This window comes from Bacteroidales bacterium, assembly GCA_035342335.1.
Taxonomy (GTDB): Bacteria; Bacteroidota; Bacteroidia; order Bacteroidales; family JAGONC01; genus JAGONC01.
In genome coordinates this window covers 101,276-120,577 of sequence record DAOQWY010000001.1, presented here as the reverse complement: position 1 = coordinate 120,577, position 19,302 = coordinate 101,276, and the positions used below count along the sequence as shown (strand labels likewise).

16 protein-coding genes are annotated in these 19,302 nt (G+C 46.8%); 10 read left to right on the top strand and 6 right to left on the bottom strand.

All coding sequences use genetic code 11. The features are described from left to right. Positions 1-46 precede the first annotated feature (46 nt). From PKI34_00495 to PKI34_00485, 3 genes are read right to left on the bottom strand one after another with little or no spacing between them, the layout of a single operon-like run. A complete protein-coding gene (locus tag PKI34_00495; protein HNS16282.1) occupies positions 47-616 on the bottom strand; it encodes a nitroreductase family protein in 570 nt (189 codons plus the stop codon). 8 nt (positions 617-624) lie between these two features. Beyond that, complete coding sequence (locus tag PKI34_00490) at positions 625-1,329, bottom strand: cytidylate kinase-like family protein (GenBank protein ID HNS16281.1); 705 nt, start codon at positions 1,327-1,329, stop codon at positions 625-627. A 47-nt stretch (positions 1,330-1,376) separates the two neighbouring features. Further along, positions 1,377-2,702 (bottom strand): glucose-6-phosphate isomerase, encoded by a 1,326-nt coding sequence (locus tag PKI34_00485; protein ID HNS16280.1) that lies wholly within the window; start codon positions 2,700-2,702, stop codon positions 1,377-1,379. A gap of 245 nt (positions 2,703-2,947) precedes the next feature. On the opposite strand from PKI34_00485, the gene PKI34_00480 reads away from it, so the two are divergent. The 7 genes from PKI34_00480 (at position 2,948) to PKI34_00450 (ending at position 11,125) form a co-directional block, all read left to right on the top strand. Then, positions 2,948-4,408 (top strand): HAMP domain-containing sensor histidine kinase, encoded by a 1,461-nt coding sequence (locus PKI34_00480; protein HNS16279.1) that lies wholly within the window; start codon positions 2,948-2,950, stop codon positions 4,406-4,408. A gap of 135 nt (positions 4,409-4,543) precedes the next feature. Continuing rightward, positions 4,544-5,242, top strand: coding sequence for a response regulator transcription factor (locus tag PKI34_00475; protein ID HNS16278.1), 699 nt, complete (start codon positions 4,544-4,546; stop codon positions 5,240-5,242). Between the two features lie 455 nt (positions 5,243-5,697). Further along, a complete protein-coding gene (locus PKI34_00470) occupies positions 5,698-6,255 on the top strand; it encodes a sigma-70 family RNA polymerase sigma factor (GenBank protein ID HNS16277.1) in 558 nt (185 codons plus the stop codon). A gap of 3 nt (positions 6,256-6,258) precedes the next feature. Next, positions 6,259-7,629, top strand: coding sequence for an outer membrane beta-barrel protein (locus tag PKI34_00465; protein HNS16276.1), 1,371 nt, complete (start codon positions 6,259-6,261; stop codon positions 7,627-7,629). 400 nt (positions 7,630-8,029) lie between these two features. Continuing rightward, positions 8,030-8,671, top strand: coding sequence for a response regulator transcription factor (locus tag PKI34_00460; GenBank protein HNS16275.1), 642 nt, complete (start codon positions 8,030-8,032; stop codon positions 8,669-8,671). A gap of 81 nt (positions 8,672-8,752) precedes the next feature. After that, a complete protein-coding gene (locus PKI34_00455; GenBank protein HNS16274.1) occupies positions 8,753-10,204 on the top strand; it encodes a PDZ domain-containing protein in 1,452 nt (483 codons plus the stop codon). A 15-nt stretch (positions 10,205-10,219) separates the two neighbouring features. Then, positions 10,220-11,125 (top strand): sensor histidine kinase, encoded by a 906-nt coding sequence (locus PKI34_00450; GenBank protein ID HNS16273.1) that lies wholly within the window; start codon positions 10,220-10,222, stop codon positions 11,123-11,125. Positions 11,126-11,151: 26 nt separating this feature from the next. Here the strand turns inward: PKI34_00450 and PKI34_00445 are convergent, their stop codons facing one another. Then, positions 11,152-11,358, bottom strand: coding sequence for a hypothetical protein (locus PKI34_00445; GenBank protein ID HNS16272.1), 207 nt, complete (start codon positions 11,356-11,358; stop codon positions 11,152-11,154). Continuing rightward, positions 11,355-11,675, bottom strand: a complete 321-nt coding sequence (locus PKI34_00440; GenBank protein ID HNS16271.1) for a hypothetical protein — start codon at positions 11,673-11,675, stop codon at positions 11,355-11,357. The genes PKI34_00445 and PKI34_00440 overlap by 4 nt, the downstream gene beginning before the upstream one ends. Before the next feature lie 321 nt (positions 11,676-11,996). Between PKI34_00440 and PKI34_00435 the strand changes: the two genes are divergently transcribed. Then, positions 11,997-13,931, top strand: a complete 1,935-nt coding sequence (locus PKI34_00435; protein ID HNS16270.1) for a T9SS type A sorting domain-containing protein — start codon at positions 11,997-11,999, stop codon at positions 13,929-13,931. Positions 13,932-14,339: 408 nt separating this feature from the next. Here the strand turns inward: PKI34_00435 and PKI34_00430 are convergent, their stop codons facing one another. Further along, positions 14,340-15,587 carry an ATP-binding protein gene (locus PKI34_00430; GenBank protein HNS16269.1) on the bottom strand — a complete coding sequence of 416 codons (1,248 nt, stop codon included), beginning with the start codon at positions 15,585-15,587 and terminating at the stop codon, positions 14,340-14,342. Positions 15,588-16,015: 428 nt separating this feature from the next. Between PKI34_00430 and PKI34_00425 the strand changes: the two genes are divergently transcribed. Continuing rightward, positions 16,016-18,115 (top strand): histidine kinase, encoded by a 2,100-nt coding sequence (locus tag PKI34_00425; GenBank protein ID HNS16268.1) that lies wholly within the window; start codon positions 16,016-16,018, stop codon positions 18,113-18,115. A gap of 387 nt (positions 18,116-18,502) precedes the next feature. Then, complete coding sequence (locus PKI34_00420; GenBank protein HNS16267.1) at positions 18,503-19,156, top strand: response regulator transcription factor; 654 nt, start codon at positions 18,503-18,505, stop codon at positions 19,154-19,156. Positions 19,157-19,302 lie beyond the last annotated feature (146 nt).

Here is a 19,302-nt window from a genome sequence, read left to right as displayed (position 1 = left end):
CTAAATTTCCTCATTTTGACCAAACACAATCCGTATCTGACCACCTTCACTTTCGTGAATGAGGCCTATTGTACCCGTTAAATGTTACCACTGTTTCCAGTGGCTTTCTTTTTTTTCTCCGCAATGAATCATCCGCTGAGGGGTAACCCAGTGTGATCAGCAGTCCGACGGTTTTGGCGGCTGGAAGGCCCAGCAGCTCTTTCACTTGTTTTTCCTTGAACCAGCCGAGCATACAGGTACCAAGTCCCAGTTCCGCCGCCTGCAGACAAAAATGTTCGGCAGCAATACCGATGTCCATCAGCGACCATTCCTTATGTTTGACGCGAATGGCCAGCTGGGTTATGACTTTGGGGTGTTCCAGAACGATCGCAAGGATGACGGGTGCCTGAAGTGCAAACCGGTTAAAACCAACGACCGATGTATAGGTAGCATGGGCCACTTTGTCCTTCAGCTCCGGATCATCCACCACGATGAACGACCAGGGCTGGGAATTGCTCGCCGATGGAGCCAGTCGTGCCGCTTCAAGGCATTTCATGAGCTTCTCTTTCTCAACCTCCCGGTTCGAGTAACGGCGAACGCTCTGCCTGAGCAGGATCAGATCCAAAAAATCCACCATTTTCCCCCTCAGATTAATTTTTTAATTTCCATCAACCGGCAGATCAGTTCCGCCATCTCATCTACAGAAAAAGATTTGCAGTTGAGAATCGCATCAAACAATTCCGAATGCGGAGCTCCCTTCCCGAAATCGGCCAGCAGTTTTTCCCTTCCCCTGTCCGTTTCCTGAATATACTTCAGTGCTTCTGCCGAAGTGATGCCGTTTTTTTTGCTGATCAACTCCGTGCGCCACTCCAGTGGAGCCTGCAGTTTGAAGTGCAGTGACCTGGGATGGTCCTGTGCAATGACAACACCTGCCCGTCCGAGAATGACCACATTTCCCTGGCTGGCATAAAAACGGATGACATCTGTGATCGTCTTTCTGATCTGACGGTCACTTTTGTAATACCTGGTCGACATCGAAAGGATCATTTCATCCAGAAGTGTCTTCTTCTCTCCTTTGAAGACAGGTTTCAGAACAGCAGGATTCAACTCCAACTCCCTGGCAGCCAGTTCAATTACTTCCTTGTTAACAACCTTCCATACCTGCTTGTTCTTTTTATCTGCCTGCATCTGGTTCAAACGCTGCACAAGCTTGCTGGCTAAATTGGTACCCGAGCAACCAGCTTCCCTGGAAATTGTAACTACCGGCAGCGGATCTGATTTCCTGGAAACAGGAGGTAGCGTCTCGCCTTTGAGCCGCTCCTCCATATACTTCATCAATAAGTTTTTCATTGTTTAAAGTATCAAATATGAAATGACCATTGAATGACCATCAATGACTATGAATGACCATACCCTTTCTTCCCCAGCAATGCAAACATCTTGTTCTTGTACGCCTCGACGCCGGGTTGATCAAAAGGATTCACTCCCAGCAGATAGCCGCTCAGGGCGCAGGCATATTCGAAAAAATACAACAACTGTCCCAGGTGAAATTCATCCATCCGCTCCATTTCCAGGGTAAGCACCGGAACATTGCCGTCAACATGAGCCATCAGGGTCCCTTGCGCAGCCTTGCTGTTCACCTCTTCCAGTTTTTTTCCCGAAATATAGTTCAGTCCGTCAGGATCGTCCCGGAAGGCCGGAATGATCAACTGCCTGCTGGTTTGCTTCACCAGGATCATCGTTTCAAACAAATGCCTTGCACCGTCCTGAATGTATTGTCCCATGGAATGCAGGTCGCTGGTAAAATTGACATTGGCAGGGAACAGACCTTTATGCTCTTTCCCTTCGCTTTCACCGAATAATTGTTTCCACCATTCGGCCAGGAAAGAAAGCGAGGGCAGGTAATTGACAAGGATCTCGATGGCCTTGCCCTGCCTGTACAGGGAAGAACGGGTTGCTGCATATAAAGCCGCAGGATTTTCATTCATTTGTGCGCTTACAGCGGCTATTTTTTCCATATGCATCGCACCAGCGAGCAGATCCCGGATGTCAAAACCAGCCACGGCAACGGGCAGCAATCCGACCGGTGTGAGCACGGAATACCTTCCGCCTATATCGTCAGGCACGATATACGTCGTATATCCCTGTTCGTCCGAAAGTTTTTTCAGCGCTCCCCTTGAACGGTCGGTTATGGCCATGATCCGGGTGCGGGCCTTTTCACGGCCATATTTCCGCTCAATGTGATCCTTCAGCAAACGAAAGGCGACGGCAGGCTCGGTGGTCGTCCCGGATTTGGAAATGACGATCAATCCATAATCATACTGGTTCAGAATATCCAGAAGAAATGCATGGTAATCCTCACCGATATGATGTCCGGCAAAAAGAATGACGGGTGTGGTCCGCTCCCTGTCCAGCGTATGAAACGGATGGCCAAGCGCTTCAATGACTGCTCTTGATCCCAGGTAAGAACCGCCAATGCCAACCACAACAACCACCTCGCACAGCTCCTTCATCCTGGCAGCATCATCTAAAATCCGTCCGATCATTGTCTGATCTGTTTTGGATGGCAGATCGATCCATCCCAGGTAGTCATTTCCCTTACCGGTCCTGTTCATCAAAACCCGGTGCTGCACCAGAAGTTCCTCCTGTATCTTATCCAGGTGGTTGTCCTGAAGAAAGCCAGCTGCGTGATCAATGTTCACTTTTATCGTCGGGGTGTTCATTCTGTTGATTTATGGTTTAAAAATACATCTTTTCCAGCTCAAAGGCAAGAGGTGATCTTTCGGTCATTCCCGTGCAAACTTAACAAAATTTACTGGATGGGCATCGGCAGGCAGGGAGCCACCAACACGAAAAAGAACATTCCCCCGTATCCTGCAGAAGAAGACAAAGCCTTCGTTAATAATTGTTAAATTGCAGAACATTTTGATTATCAGTCAGTATTTTTGCAAGTCAGGATTCTTCAAGGATGAAAACGAAGCATATCCTTTTGATTACCATTATTATTTCACTTGCCCTGATCGGTCTGGCAGGCATCCAGGTCTACTGGATCAACAACGCGATAAAGGTCAGGCAGACCGGATTTGACCGCAGTGTGAATGAAGCCGTCACAAAGGTCATTCATAAGCTTGAAAAAAATGAAATGACCGAACAGATCCGTCAGAAGGAGAGCTTTTATAAGCGGGGATCAGATATTTTCCGGAGCATTGATTCGATCAATCTGATTTATTACCAGGAACTGGAGTTGCTTCAGCATAAGGGCCAGGATCAGTCACTTCCCCCCGACAGTGCCGCAAGGCAACGTTTGATCAGGTTGCTTCAGAACAAATCTTCCCTGTTCAACGACGTCTTTGAAGATATGTACACCTTCAGGCATTATATGGATATTGAGCAACGGATCGATTTACACAGGCTTGACTCCATGATCCGGACGGAACTCAGGCAGACCGGGATCCGGACAGAATTTGAACTTGGCGTTTACAGCACATCCAGGAACCGCCTGGTCATCGAAAAAACAGGGAATTACAGCAGGGAATTGCTGGAAAAAAGCATCGGATTCACCCTTTTCCCAGGCGATGCTTCCTTCACACCTGATTATCTGCTGATCTATTTTCCCAGGGAAAAACAGTTCCTGCTCAATCAGATGGCCGGTATGCTAAGCATTTCCGTATTCCTCATCCTGGTCATCATCATTGCGTTCGTCCTGACGATAAAATCGGTGATCCAGGAGAAGAAACTCGCCAGCATGAAAACGGATTTCATCAACAACATGACCCACGAATTCAAAACACCCATTTCAACGATCTCTCTTGCCTGTGAGGCATTGGCCGATAACGACATAAAAAACATGGAAGGCATCTCTGAAAATTATATCAACATCATAAATGAAGAGAACAAACGTTTGGGTATTATGGCGGAAAAGATACTGCAGACTGCCGTTCTGGAAAAGGGAAAATTAAAGCTCTCGCTTGAAGAGGTGAACATCCACAAAATTCTGGTGGATGTAATCAACAACATTGCCATTCAGGTCGAGATCAATGATGGGACCATTGTAAAGGATTTCCGGGCAACTTCTCCGGACCTACAGGCTGATAAGATCCATTTATCCAATGTATGTTATAACTTGCTGGAAAATGCCAATAAATATTCGCCCAAAAAACCCCATATCGTAGTTACCACAATGAATGTCGAAGGGGGTATCGAAATAGCGATCAAAGACAATGGCATCGGGATCAGCAAGTCGGATCAGAAAAAAGTCTTTGATAAACTCTACCGTGTGCCCCAGGGTGATCTTCATAACTTCAAAGGCTTCGGCCTGGGATTGAGTTATGTGAAGGCCATTGTGGAAAAACACAACGGTCATATCCACCTCGAAAGCGAAGAGGGAAAAGGAAGCGTCTTTACGGTGTTTTTACCGTTTGACCAGTAATGAAGCTGCCATCTGCCAGCAGCAAGACTGGCTGGAATAGTAAAAACTGACCATTAATAACTGATGAATGATCCTGGCTGATTGATATTAAAATTTTCATCCTACATACTTCATTCTTCATAAAACAACCATTATATGACCATCACCCCCATCAAAGTCCTGCTTGCTGAAGATGACCGTAATCTTGGCAATATCCTGAAGGCATATCTTGAGGCCAAAGGGTACCCTACCCGTCTGACCGTGAACGGGGAAGAGGCTTTCAAAGCCTATCAGCGGGAGGATTTCGACTTTTGTATCATTGATATCATGATGCCGGTCAAAGACGGATTTTCAGTTGTCAAGGAGATCCGGAGCATTGATAACAAGATCCCGATCCTGTTCCTGACGGCCAAATCGCTGCCCGAGGACAAGCTGAAAGGATTCGAGCTGGGAGCCGACGATTACATTTCCAAACCGTTCAGCATGGAAGAACTGCTGGCACGGATGCAGGCAATCCTCCGCAGATCCCGCCAGGATAAGGATATAGCTTCAGGTGCATCCGTGTACTCCATCGGAGACTATCAGTTTGATTATCCCCGGCAGATCCTGACCTGGAAAGAGTCGGAGCAAAAACTCACCAGCAAGGAAGCTGAACTGTTAAAACTACTGTGTGAAGCAAAGAATGAAGTGCTGGACCGCCGGTATGCCCTGAATAAAATCTGGTTCGACGACAGCTATTTCAATGCGCGAAGCATGGATGTCTATATTGCCAAACTCCGAAAATACCTCAGGGAAGATCCGCGGGTGGAATTACTGAACGTTCACGGGATAGGATTCCGGCTGCTGAAGCCCTGATGCCAGTACCTTAAAAAAGGCAACCGGTTTGTACCCGGTTGCCTTCCTTGCTTACAACCAAAAAATAACCATGAAAAAGTTTACTGCTAATTGACAAGTGTCTTTCCTATAATATCTCTTGCGGCTATGGTCAATAAAAACAAAACAACAATCAGGATCAGGACCATGACTTTCGAATGAATAAGCCGGGGGAGTATCTTTTTAATGTTTAATGTCAATGACTTCACGTCGCCTTGTTTAGTTTAGCACTTAATTTTTTACTTAGAACATTCCTAAGATGCACTTATTTGGGGAAAGGTTGCGTGGGCTCAAAAATAATTCGATTTTTTTATTAAAAAACCTGTCGCACAACGCAACGAATGGATGCCTGATTTCATCTATACAACGTTGTCCGTTCTTTGAATCGTTGAGGAAAATCGCTACTTTTGTTTTCATTAGCGCTGAATCATTATCCTGTGGACGAAAGAACCCTTGAGGAAATCATAAACGGGTGTAAAGCCGGAAATGTCAAGGATCAGGAAAGACTTTTCAACCTTTACTCCGAAACGATGTTCGGCGTTTGCCTCTATTATTCGCGGGATACATCCGAGGCTGAAGATTTGTTGCATGACGGATTTCTTAAAATCTTTCAGCATATCCATACATTTCGCTATCAGGGATCCTTTGAAGGGTGGATGCGCAGGATCATGGTCAACACCTCCCTGGAGCGCTTCCGGAAGGAACGTCATCTGTATTCGCTGAGTGATGTGGAGAATACGTTGGAAGACGTCATGGAAGAAAACATCATTGGCCAGATCTCCACCAAAGATCTGGTTAAGTTGATACAGGATCTTTCACCGCGATACCGGATGGTATTCAACCTTTATGCCGTGGAAGGATACTCGCACAAAGAGATCAGCAGGATGATGGGGATCACCGAGGGTACCTCAAAATCCAACCTGGCAAGGGCCAGGGCGATATTGCAGCGGAATGTAAAGCATTTTTTCCTTACGGACAGCAAAACGATCAAATGAACAATGCAGTACGATCCTAAAAATCTGGACCAGTATTTTGCGGAATCACTGAACGGATTCCGGCAGAAACCGCCCGATGGTACCTGGCAAAGGCTGGAAGCGGATCTGCTGGCCGCCCGCCGTCACAGACGCCTGATCTTATACCGTTGGACCGCCGCGGCCGCGATGCTGCTCATCGCCCTGGCTGCCGCATTTTACTTTACAACCATCACCCCGGATCATCAGCCCGGCGATCAGCCGCTCTCCCAGGTGCAGGCTCCTGCCACCTGCCAGCCACCCATTCCGGCTGCTCCCGAAAATGACATTCTACAAAACATCACGCAAGAATCAACGCCAACCATTCCTTCTCCTTCCACCGGACAAACCGCTGAAATGATCACCAGAACCACAGGCCAGTCTGATGTTCCGTCCGTTCCCGTTCCGACCGGTGAGCCGGAAATCGCTGAAACCCTGGTGACGGATGAAATCCAAAAGGAGGTGACTCCATCGGAGGATGCTGAAATTGATGCCGCTCAACCATCACCGGGGGACAACCACGTTCCTGACATCCCGGAACCGGAACAGAAGAATATCCTGACCAAGCCACTGACCGATTTCACCTTTCAGGATCAGCCGGAAGTCATTAAAACCAACTCCAGATGGAGCATCGGCGGCAGTTTTGCACCCGTCTACGCTTACCGGAGCATCCGGATCGATGCCGAAGAGCTGCCCCCTGACGTGAATCCCGACATCAACTACTACAACAGCTCCGAAGAACCCGTTTACTCGTACTCGGGAGGCGTGGATGTTGCGGTGAATATGAGCGATAAATGGCAGTTCCGGACCGGGTTGTACCTTTCCAGCCTGGGGCACAGCAATCAGGAGGTGACCGCTTACGAAGCGGAAGGAGTGAAAGACCTGCTGAAGGTCTCTTCCTCCACCGGCGTGATCCGGATCACTACGTCCAAACTTCCCGAAGACTTTGTGGATAACTCCGTCCGACGCGACTCCATTACCGATGCAGTCTATATCAATTCCAGTATACGCCAGTCGTTCACCTACCTGGAACTGCCCCTGCTGGTGCGGTATGCACTCCTTGACAGGCGCTTTGGCCTGAACCTCACCGGAGGATTCAGCCCCGGAATCATGACCAACTATCAGGCTCAGTTTACATACGAAGGTGAACGCATTGACCTGGACAATGAAAGCGATTTTTACAGCATGATCCTGAACAGCCAGGTCGGCCTCGGCATCAACTACAAAATCACCGGATCCCTTACCCTCAGCCTGGATCCTGCATTCAAATATTCACTGAATTCCATCCGAAAGGACCACTCCATTGAGTATCATCCGTATTCCATTTCAGTATTCACTGGAATAAGGTACTCCTTCTGAATAACCAACATACAAACATACGAGGTAGAAGGAGAAGTTAGAATTCTGTAATCTATTCTTCATTTGCCCTCACTTGGATTCGGGATAGCCTCCATTGATCAGGAAATCAATGAGCTTCTCCCGTTCTTCAGTTTTAGTCAAGGTTCGGTCAAACATACCCAGACACTCCCTGATGAAAAGGTGAACAAATAAGTGGGCAGTTTGTCCGCTTTATGCCGTTCATCATCGAAAGTCAGCAATCAGCAGTCAGCGGGCGGCGGTCAATGGGAAGTTCGTGAAGAATTAGAACAATGTAACAGGATGCCGATATACCAATTGACAATTTGACAATTTTAACAATGGATCAAAATACAACAAAAAGGGGATTGCCCAAGCTGCGATTTCCCCCTATCTTTGCTCCATGCCGGATCAAACCGAAATAATATACGTTGTCATCGTCGAAGATGACAAAGAGATGCGGGAAGGGCTCGAATCCATCGTTAAATGGCATCAGGGGCTGGAATGTCTGGCTGCCTACGCCTCGGCCGAAGCAGCCCTTGACCATATCTACGAAAATATTCCCGATATCGTGCTGATGGATATCCACCTGCCCGGGATCTCCGGCATCGAGTGCGTGAAACGGCTGAAACCTCTGCTCACATCAACGCAGTTCATGATGTGTACAGTGTACGAGGACAGTGAAAATGTGTTCGACTCGCTTTGTGCCGGTGCTACCGGATACCTGCTGAAGAACAGCCCGCCCGGCAAAATCGCCGAAGCAATCATCGAGCTCCATCAGGGGGGATCTCCCATGTCGTCAATCATCGCACGGAAGGTGATCAATACATTTAAACCGGCTCCGGAACAATCAGCGGACCTGGACAAGCTGACTAAAAGGGAGCATGAGATGCTTGAACTGCTGGCCAAGGGTTACCGGTACAAAGAGATTGCCGACCAGCTTTTCATTAGTTTCGAAACCGTCCGAACCCATATCCACCATATCTACGAAAAACTTCAGGTCCAGTCCCGAACCGAGGCGGTGAACAAGTTATTCCCGAGGTAGTGCTGAGGGTTAAGTGCGCGAATTCTTTATCTTTACCCCGTAAACCAAACCTTTCCCGCCTTGAACGCTGTCAGTCGTTTTATGAAAACCGTTCCGCCCTGGGCATTTTTGCTTGTCCTGTTCGTAATCTTTGTATTATCTGCCAACATGTACCATGTCGGCCGGATACCGGTCAGCGGGGAAAGGGAAAACTGGTACGACGGCCACTGGATCATCGATTATGTCAAATCCGGAAGTCCGGCGGATAAAGCAGGGTTAAAGGTAGGAGATACGATCGTTTCCTGTAACCATTATACGCTGGAAGAATGGTTTGCGAAGGACCATGGCCAGAAAGCCGGAGATATGCTGATTTTTGGTATACTCATGAATAATATTGAGGTTGGCTATCCTGTTGTTACTACTTCGTATCTATCCACTAATCCAGGCATATACTGGTCTTCCTACTTATTTTTTATCCTGGTAAGCAGCATCAGCCTGTATATCTTATTCAAAAAGCCAAAAGAAAAGGCGGCAAAATTGTATTTTATTTATATACAGGGCTATTGCCTGGCCTCAATTGGAGGAATGTATCTTTTACAGGATCCACTGCAAATGTTGATTGCTTGGTCTTTCCTTCTCTCCGCTACATTCCAGCCTGCGGTTCTGTTCCACTTTCACCTGGTTTTCCCCAGGCCTGCCAGGTATTTCAGCCAGTTTAGTAAATTACCGTTTATCTTCTATGGAATAGCCATTGCCTTTTTTCTGTTTCAGGTCATCTGCATGGCTTACCAGCAGAGGTTCGGGTTATTCAACCTACCTTTCCTGGATCATTATCTGGAGGTAGGCCTCTGGTGGACTTTTATCGCATCGCTCAGTGCTATAGCACTTGCCATCTACCAGTTTGTGACCATAAAAGAAACCCTGGCCCGTGGCCAGTTAAGGATCATAGTGATCGGGACGGTGATCGGGACTGCCTTCAGTATATTTTTTGCTGCATTTTATGATTATGTCATGGGACTCTGGATGATCTATCCGAACCTAATCCAGTTTGCGACAAAGGCAAGCGGGCTGGTCGTAACGATCTGCCTGCTTATAGCTATATTCAGGTACCGGATCTGGGAGATGGAAATCGTCCTGAAAAAGGTTTTACTCTATCTTCTTGCTACCGCAATCATCATCTTTTCCTACCTGGCTCTTCTTTATCTGGTAGATTTATTTACCGTGGAAGAAACAAAGACAACCCGGTTTATCGTACTGGCGGTATCGGTATTTATTTTCCTGATCCTGAGAGACCGGATGCAGAGGCTTATTGAGCGGATCTTTCACCGGGAAAGTTATGATTCGGCGGCGGTTGTGGCGGAGTTTGAGGAAGGGATGGCGGGGGCATATAGGATTGAGGATTTAGGATATAGGATCTTGGATCGGATGGGTGATATTTTCCATTTCAAATCGGTCATCTTATGTTTGAACAAAGAAAAGACGACCTATGAAACGGGTTTTGCTGGAGGAAACGTTGACAAACAACTGTACCTTGAATTTCAGATCACCAATTAATTTGAGTATAAGCTTTTGAAGTCGAAGGTGTTTTCACCGGGAGAATTATCAAAGGATACGATTTTGCCTGGTCCGGAAAGGATTGACCTGGTGGTTCCAATGGTCAAAGATGGCAGGCCGTTCGGATTTTTTCTCTGCGGGCCGAAGAAATCAGAAAAGAGCTATTCGATGCAGGATATCCGGGTGCTTTCCCTGATTGCCAGGCGGGTTATCGCTTTGTTTCAAACGGCCAGCCTCTACCAGAGTGACCTTGACCGACAGCTCATGCTGGAACGGGAGCGGGCGCGGATCTCGCAGGACATGCACGACGATATCGGCGCAGGGCTGACGAAGATCGCGATGATGAGCGAAGCTTTTACAGGAGAAGAGATCCTTCGTCCCACTCTGAGGGACTCAGGACAAGCCCGGAACCAGGAACCTGGAACCAAGGACCGGGAAAAAATGCAGAAGGTCGCAACAACCGCCCGCGAAATGATCAACCGGCTGAACGTGATCGTGTGGGCGCTGAATCCCCGGTATGACAATCTGGAAAGCCTTGTCTCCTATGCCCGGAGATATTTTGGGGAATACCTCGAGAATTTCGGCATTGGTTTCCGAATGGAAGTGCCGGACGATATCCCGGATATGCCGGTCACCCCTGATTTCCGGAGGAATGCCTTCTATGCGTGGCAGGAAGCGGTGCACAATGTTGTAAAGCATGGCAAATGCTCCGAAATTAAGTTTGACATCAGGATCGACGGCCAGAAGCTCTTTATCACCATCGCCGACAACGGCAAAGGCTTTGACCACGCTTTGCGCGGATCGGGCGGAAACGGGCTGCTGAACATGAAAAAGCGGGCGGAAGAGATAGGAGGTACATTTGAGATCACCAGCGGCGTTGGCAAAGGAACGAAGGTATCTTTTATTCTAAACCTGGCTTGAAATTCAATTAAATGATATTAAGCAGTTCACAGTACTTCGAACTGGTGCTTAACCCGGACATATTTTCTTTTTTTGCTTTCCGTCTGTTTTTCATGTTTTTCCATTCCCGACTCCAGGAAGTCAACCGTGGTTCCGGTGGAAATTTTATCCAAAATTTCCGGTTCACTAATGACTTTTTCTGCAAAATCAAATGCGGTCGAAATATCCATTTTTATTTTTTCCCTGTTTGTCATTTCTTTAACTTCTTTAAAAATTGTTCTTTATACCACTCCCATTTGTCTTCTAAATCCTGTCGTGCGAAAAGAAGTGCATAATTTAAATCAGGAACATCTATAACTTTCTTTTCCTTTGATCCATCCGGCAATACGATATCGCGATGAAAAAATCCATGGGAACAATCATAGCGGACAACAGCTTTCCATTTACCTTCAACCAGTATTTCAAACTGAACAACAAGATCAACAATCTTCCCTTTGTCTTTTTTAAACCTGAATCTGAGTCGATCCGTCCTGTGAATTCCCAACTCAACAAAATATTCAACCTTATTCATAAAACAAATCGTGATAGTACAAAGATACATTAATTTTCACAGACTCCTGCTTACCATGGAAAGGAGGAAGTGTTACAAGATAAAAATCAACAAAATAATCTTTCCGAAACTTTGCGTAAAAGATCCATGGCTATTACCCGAAGGTCCAGGAAGAAGTCATGAAGGTCAGTTTTAATTTTTTAGTTATTTTGGATTTTGGAATTTGTTTGGAATTTGGTGCTTGGAATTTAGAGTTTCGCCCAATATCCCCCAAAATGCGTATTGATTTCACTTTCAGGCTGAAGTACATTTGAACCTCAAACCAATTCAAATCCTTTAGCAATGAAAACATTTACTATTTCATTTTTTATTTTTTATTTTTCATTTTTCATTTTTCATTTGAATGGTGAAGCCCAGATCATCCATGTACCGGCCGATTACTCAACGATCGAGGAAGGAATCATAGGTGCTGAACCTGGCGATACCGTGTTGGTGTCCGATGGGCTCTATTATGAAAACATAAGCTTCCTTGGTAAAAAGCCGCTGCTGGTAACCAGCTTGTATGCGATGGACGGCGACACTAACCACATCAATAACACCATCATCGACGGCAGCCAGTTTTCCGATATTGACAACGCGTCAGTGGTGGCTTTCAAATCAGGGGAAGATACCACTTCGATTCTCTGTGGATTTACGATCCGCGGAGGCAGGGGTACCTGGGACTTCGTCCGGAATAACCGCTGCGGTGGAGGAGTATATATTTCCGGATCAGGGGCCAGGGTCATTTATAACAAGGTCACTGAAAACACGGTTGATGATACGCAGGAAGGCAACGGCCAGGGGACCTATGGCGGAGGGATCGGGACCAGCAATGAAGATGCTGATTATTGGATTGTCATTTCTCACAACGCAATTTACGATAATACTGCCGTTACGAAATACGGCCAGGCCGCCGGGGGAGGTATTTATGATTCCTACAACGCCCGTGTCGAAGGAAATGTCATCGCAGGCAATTACAGCCTTGCCACGACAGATGGCTGGGGTTCCGGCGGTGGATTTTCAAGCAACGGTTTTGACGGAGGAGACCCTGTTACCCTGATCATCCGGAACAACAGATTTCAGAAAAATAAGGCGGAATCAGTATTATTTCTTGGGGTGGACGGTGCTGCAACCACTGTGAATGCTCACCTTATATTCACCGGTAACGAGGTGATCGATAACACCGGCATTACCGGTGTTGACTGGGGAGGAGGGCTCGGCGGCCTGTCGGTCATCAACCCGGCATCAGGCTGTAGAGTAACCGGTAACATGTTCCGTGAAAACCAGGGAACGATAGACGGAGGAGCAATTATTCTTGAAAATAATGAGCAAGCAACCGATCCTGAAATGGTTATTGTCTCTGATAACTATTTCCTTTTTAATGAAGGAACTTATGGCGGAGCGTTAAGGAGCAATGATATTCCAGTCCTTTTGGAAAACAATGTATTTAACGGGAACAAGGCAGCAAAGTCGGGAGGGGCCATTTATGTGGAAAGATGGTACGATCATTCTGACGACCATCTGTTTACGCTGATCAACAATTCCTTTTCCGGAAATTTTGCTCAGAACTATGGCGGAGCAATATGTTCAAACAAATCTATGCCCATGATCCTCAACTGCGTGTTCTATCGTGACAGCACCACCAGTGGCATCTGGGAGGAAATTTACCAGCATAATAACCTGGACACTGTCGACCTGGCCTATTGCAACATTGACCAGTCCCAGATAAATGGAAAGATCTATGATGGCGGGGGAAATATCTATAAAGATCCGGTGTTTCATGACCAAGAGCTGTTGACACCCGAAAACGGATCTTCCTGCAGGGATGCCGGAACCACCTCTTATGTCTGTCATCATGGATACACTCATTCCAGCCCTGATCATGACCTCCTCGGGGCCAAACGTCCCCAGGGCGGGACAGTTGACATAGGAGCCTATGAATTGATGCCGCTGGCAGTTGAGGATCCTTCATCTGAGGAGCTCTCAAATTGGCTGCAGATCAGTCCCAATCCGACCACGGGTATTGTCGATTGTCGATTGTCGATTGTCGATGTTCGAGATGTGACTTTAAAGATATATGATGGCCTGGGCAGGGAAGTGGCTACGGTGCTGGATGGCCCGTGCACGGGTAACCAGGTGGTTAGGTGGGATGCGACTGGCCTGCCGGCGGGGATGTATCTGGTGCGGCTGGAGACGGGGGAGGCAACTGAAACAACGAAGATGATCGTATTAAAATAAGCTGACTTACCCCCGGCTTAATGGGGCTTGAAAGAACACAAGCTGACTCACCCAGGATTTGAAGGAAGTTGAAAGAACACCAGCTGACTTACCCCTGGCTTCAGCCCGGGGATTAGCGACACTGAAACCGAACGGGGCTTTAGCCCAAAACCTGATAAGAAAATGAGAAACCCGAATACGCCGGTTCACTTTAGGGCTAAAGCCCGGGTTTCGTTGATTGGCCTTAATCCCCGCGCTAAAGCGCAGGGTAAGTCAATTAACCGGGTAAAGGATTACTTTCCTGTTCAAAAGCAGAGTTCAAGTTTCAGATCGGCAGTCAGTAGTCTCGTGTTAGTTTAACGGCAGGCATCTATTTCTATCGACAATCGGCAATCGACAAGCGACAACATCGTAAAGTACCTAAAAAAATCAACCATCAAGCAGCCATTTGAAAACAGGCATGATTTTGATTCGTCTACCCTGGATTTCAAGGTCCTTTTCGGCCTCATCAGTCAGGATCAGCCCTTCAGCAAGGTCATAGGTAACCATGGCTTCAAGCAGTCCATTGATTTCCCTTGTTTTTGTATCCGTGTCTTCCAGGTTATAGCATACCTGAACCGCACCGGTGATTTTATTTCCTTCCCTCAGGATAAAATCACATTCCCTCTTTCCCCTGTAATAAAATATTTCCCGACCTCTTCTCCGTAGTTCGATGAACACGATATTTTCAAGCATACTCCCTTTATCCTCTGAAAACATGAATCCAAGCCTGCGGATCAACGCATTGTCAATGAAATAGATCTTCCTGGCATTTTGCAGTTGCTTCCTGGCAGAGTAATCAAATTTATTCACGGCAAACAGCAGGTACGTGTCCTGGATATAGTCAAGATAATTTTTGACAGTCGTGGCATTCTTCAGTCCGATGGACGCCGCAAGCCGGTTGTTGGAATAAGGGCGCGCCACATTACTGGCCAGCAGGTAGATCAACTCTTTCAGTTCCCTTTCACTGGACAGGTTATGTTTTGCCATGATATCCCGGTAAAGAATGCTTTCATACAACGATTTCAGGTAATTATCATCTTTGTATTTAAGGTAATAGGGAAATCCTCCTGATCTGAAATACTCATTGTACAGCCGCCTGATTTCAGCTTTTTCTCCGGTGGAATAAATATCTTTCATTCCAGTCTTAAAATGACTGAAATCCACAAATTCCCTGAATGAAAATGGAAAAAGCTCATGTCTCACAAATCGTCCGGTCAGGTGAGTACCCAGGTCCTTGCTGAGCATGGTCGCATTCGAACCGGTTATAAATACCTTGTTTCCATAATCATACAGCCGCCTTACAAACCGTTCCCACCCTATGATGTTCTGAATCTCATCAAACCAGAACGTCTTTTGCTGCCCGAACAGTTCAATAAACGTTTCATGGAGCAGTTGAAAATGGTCCACCTTAAAATTCAAAAGCCGTTCGTCGTCAAAATTCAGGAAATAATCCTTCTCACTACTTTCTGACCTGATCTGGTGAAGCAAGGTGGATTTGCCGCAACGCCTGATACCTGAAATAACCACGATATCTTCTCCTTTCAGCAATGTTTCCGGTATTTCCCTCCTGTTGAATGACTCATTCCAGGTAAGCACAAGCTGGTCAGCGACAATCGTTTTAATCAGATCCTTCATAAAGAAGAAATTATTGTACAAAATTAAATAGTTTCTATTTATAATGCAAACTATTGATAAAATTTTTCCATTATTAATAGAAAAAAATCCATCCTGAAGGCAAAGCCCGAAGGATCGGCCATTGGCTATCGGCAATCGGCTGTCGGTAATTGACAATCGGCAATTGACAATCGGCAATCGACAATCGATAAAATCGTGCAACTTTAATAATCGATCGATCGCCTGTGGTTAAACCGTAACGCCAGCGCTGTGCCTCCCGCAAGATAAAATTCCCTCAGATAAGGCCTATTTTGCAAGGATCTTATGAGTTCCAGTGTTGAGGCATCGACTGCTTTAGGCGGTAGCATTTAAATGATGTAATAGAAAAACATGCCAATAGGGAGGTTAGAATAATTCTTATTTTTACTATCGAATCCAATCTCTTCACCTTGAAATCCTTCAGACGGTTCATAAGTACTGTGCCTCCATGGGCATTGTCATTCGTGCTTGTGGTGGTTGCTGTGAATTCCCTGTACTTATATTACCGCAGGGACTCAGAGGTTTTATGGCTTTTGATTGGGATGTATTTAATAACCCTGCTTTTCAGTTTGGGGAGTACCTATATTCTGTATAAAAAGCCAGGTGATCCTGCCGCCAGGGTGTTTTTTGTCTATCTCCAGCTATTCGCAATGGCTTCAAATGCAGGGAGAATAGAATTGCAGGAGCCCATAGCCACATTTATCAGCGTCGCATTCATAGCCGGCACAGTGGTCTCTGTTTCAGCACTTATACATTTTCACCTTATCTTCCCAAAACCATCTTTGCTTATTAAACGATATTCCTGGCTTCCCTGGATATTTTATTCGGTCGGTTTTCTCGAATTGGTCATCCACTCAAGATACTGGATCATTTCTTTATATAATCCTTCAGAAATAACATCTTCGACCTATATGATTTCCGAACGGCTATCACTGATCTGGGTGAATGTAGCAGTCTTAATTGCAGTCGGCATCGCATTCTATCAGTTGTATACCATTAAAAGCACCCTTGCCCGTAATCAGGTCCGAATTGTAATCATCGGTTCCCTGGTCGGTTTTATGACACCGATGCTGGATGGGCTATTTTTTAATTATATCGAGACACTTATTCCAAAAAATCCATGGGTCTTTCATATAGTCCACGGTCCCGCCATCCTCATCATGGCCTCATGCTTCATGGTTGCGATATTCCGCTACAAGATCTGGGGCACTGAGGTATTTATTAGGAAGGCATTGTTATACTTAAGCGCAACCTTTATAATCATCTGCACCTACCTTATTTTGATATTCCTTATTGACCGGCTGACCTCCGGTGAAACCGCTGCAACCCGTTTCATCAGCCTTGCACTCTCCGTCCTGATCTTCATGGTATTGAGGGATAATATTCAGCACCTGATCGAGCGAATGTTCCACAGAGAACCTTATGACTCAGCAACGGTGGTCTCAGATTTTGAAGCCAGGCTGTCAAGTATTTACCATATCGATGAGTTGAGTTCCGGGATTGTTTCCGGTCTTGATGAGATTTTCCATTTCAAGTCGTTCATTTTCAGCTTAAGGAAAAGCAATAATATCTACCAGCCCGCAGGTAGGATTGGACATGACCGGGAGGAAATCCGCAACGGCTTTTCAGCGACCTCCGAATTTGAAAACAAGCTTGTGAAAGCAACCGTTTTTTCGCCGGAAGAACTGGCTAAAATACCTGCCTTTTTTGAGCATGCTGACGGCGAACTTATCATTCCACTTTTGCAGGATGGCCGGCCATTCGGGTTTTTCCTCTGTGGGCCCAAGAGATCGGAACGAAGCTATTCCCTTCAGGATATCCGGATTCTTTCACTGCTGGCTCAGAGATCCGTAGCCTTATTCCATACTGCCGGTCTTTACCAGAAAGACCTCGACCGGCAGCTTATGTTGGAACGGGAGCGGGCAAGGATATCACAGGACATGCACGATGATGTCGGGGCAAGTCTTACCCGGATTTCCATGATGAGCGACCTGGTGAAGAACATGACCGGTATCAGGGAAGATGCCAGGCAATGGCTCGGGCAGATCAGTGGCACATCGAGGGAGGTGACGGAGGAAATGGACCAGATCATCTGGGCACTGAACCCAAAGAACGATAACCTCGAAGGGCTTGCCAGCTATATCCGGCGCTTCGCTTTTGAATACCTGGAACCTACGCCGGTCGAATGTGTTTTCGGCTTTCCGGAAGAGATGCCCGACATACCTTTGAGCGTGGAGATGCGGAGAAACATCTACCTGGTGATCAGGGAAGCGCTTCATAACGTGGCCAAGCACTCCGGGGCGACAAGAGTGGAGATAAGTTTGTCGGTTGCCGGTTGTCGATTTTCGATTTTAATCAAGGATGATGGGAAAGGATTTGAGCCGGAAAAGATTGAATTTCCAGGAAACGGGCTTGTGAATATGAAGAAGAGGATGAATGACATCGGGGGAGAACTAGAGATAATATCCACAACTGGTTCAGGCACAGGGATTTTATTGGTAATCTCTTAGTAATAAAATTTGGGCAAGCAGATTCCCGCTTGCGCGGGAATGACGACGACTGGCGATTATATGAAAGGAAAAGAGCGGTGCGGCGTGAAAGCGGATTCTACAATTCACACGGATCTTGAATGCCGCGCCGCTCTTTTCCTTTTTCAACCACGAACGCCGTCATTCCTGCGAAAGCAGGAATCCGTTTCTGCAATGTGGTGATGTAGCGATGTAGGGATGTAACGGTGTAGCGATGTGACGATGTAGCGATGTAGCGATGTAGCGATGTAGCGAAGTAAATATCGAATATCGTTACATCGTTACTTCGCCACATCAATATCCCTATAATGGGGGATATTTTTCCCATATGTTTTCATCGTAACTTAGCTTGACCATACGAACACCTCCATGACCTATTCTGAAATTCCCGTTAAGCCTCCTCTCCGCGTCGCGGTGGTAGAAGACGACCATACCGTCAGGGCCGTGCTGGAGATCCTGCTCAACGGCTCTCCCGGGTTTACCTGCGCCGCAGCCTACAGCAACGGCGAAGACGCTGTTACAAGGCTCCCTGAAGTGAATCCCGACGTGGTGCTGATGGACATCAACCTGCCCGGCATTAGCGGCATTGAATGCATCATCCGGCTCAGGGAAAAGGGCTTCTCGTCGCTGTTCATCATGCTCACCGTGTTCGAGAATTCCGAAGCTGTTTTTCAGTCATTATCGGCCGGCGCATCAGGATACCTCTTGAAGAATACTCCACCTGCAAAACTGCTCGACGCCATCCTGGACGTCTATCATGGCGGATCGCCCATGTCGCGGGAGATTGCCCGTAAGGTGGTTCAGTCATTTCAGCAGCCTGCTGCGAATCCTGCCACTGAAAACGGCCTCACCGGCCGGGAAGAGGAAATCCTTTCATGCCTTACCAAAGGCCTGCTTTATAAGGAAATTGCAGGCAAATTGTTCATTGATGTGGAAACCGTCAAAACCCACATCCGCCACATCTACGAAAAGCTACAGGTGCACACGCGCAGCGAGGCGATCGTGAAGTACCTCGGGAAATGACCTCACCCCCTGACTCCCTCTCCTTGAGGAGAGGGGGAATAGGGGGCAGGGGGTAAAGGGGGTGAGGTAAACGCTGACTGCCGACCGCCGACTAAATATCCCCCTTTTTCGGGATTGACTCTTCCCTGTGCTGTGGTGTAAATTTG

Bases quoted from the DNA above. Each gene is read 5' to 3' on its own strand.
- PKI34_00495 (HNS16282.1), bottom strand. From the start codon at position 616: ATGGTGGATTTTTTGGATCTGATCCTGCTCAGGCAGAGCGTTCGCCGT.
- PKI34_00490 (HNS16281.1), bottom strand. From the start codon at position 1,329: ATGAAAAACTTATTGATGAAGTATATGGAGGAGCGGCTCAAAGGCGAG.
- PKI34_00485 (HNS16280.1), bottom strand. From the start codon at position 2,702: ATGAACACCCCGACGATAAAAGTGAACATTGATCACGCAGCTGGCTTT.
- PKI34_00480 (HNS16279.1), top strand. From the start codon at position 2,948: ATGAAAACGAAGCATATCCTTTTGATTACCATTATTATTTCACTTGCC.
- PKI34_00475 (HNS16278.1), top strand. From the start codon at position 4,544: ATGACCATCACCCCCATCAAAGTCCTGCTTGCTGAAGATGACCGTAAT.
- PKI34_00465 (HNS16276.1), top strand. From the start codon at position 6,259: ATGCAGTACGATCCTAAAAATCTGGACCAGTATTTTGCGGAATCACTG.
- PKI34_00460 (HNS16275.1), top strand. From the start codon at position 8,030: ATGCCGGATCAAACCGAAATAATATACGTTGTCATCGTCGAAGATGAC.
- PKI34_00455 (HNS16274.1), top strand. From the start codon at position 8,753: ATGAAAACCGTTCCGCCCTGGGCATTTTTGCTTGTCCTGTTCGTAATC.
- PKI34_00445 (HNS16272.1), bottom strand. From the start codon at position 11,358: ATGACAAACAGGGAAAAAATAAAAATGGATATTTCGACCGCATTTGAT.
- PKI34_00440 (HNS16271.1), bottom strand. From the start codon at position 11,675: ATGAATAAGGTTGAATATTTTGTTGAGTTGGGAATTCACAGGACGGAT.
- PKI34_00435 (HNS16270.1), top strand. From the start codon at position 11,997: ATGAAAACATTTACTATTTCATTTTTTATTTTTTATTTTTCATTTTTC.
- PKI34_00430 (HNS16269.1), bottom strand. From the start codon at position 15,587: ATGAAGGATCTGATTAAAACGATTGTCGCTGACCAGCTTGTGCTTACC.
- PKI34_00420 (HNS16267.1), top strand. From the start codon at position 18,503: ATGACCTATTCTGAAATTCCCGTTAAGCCTCCTCTCCGCGTCGCGGTG.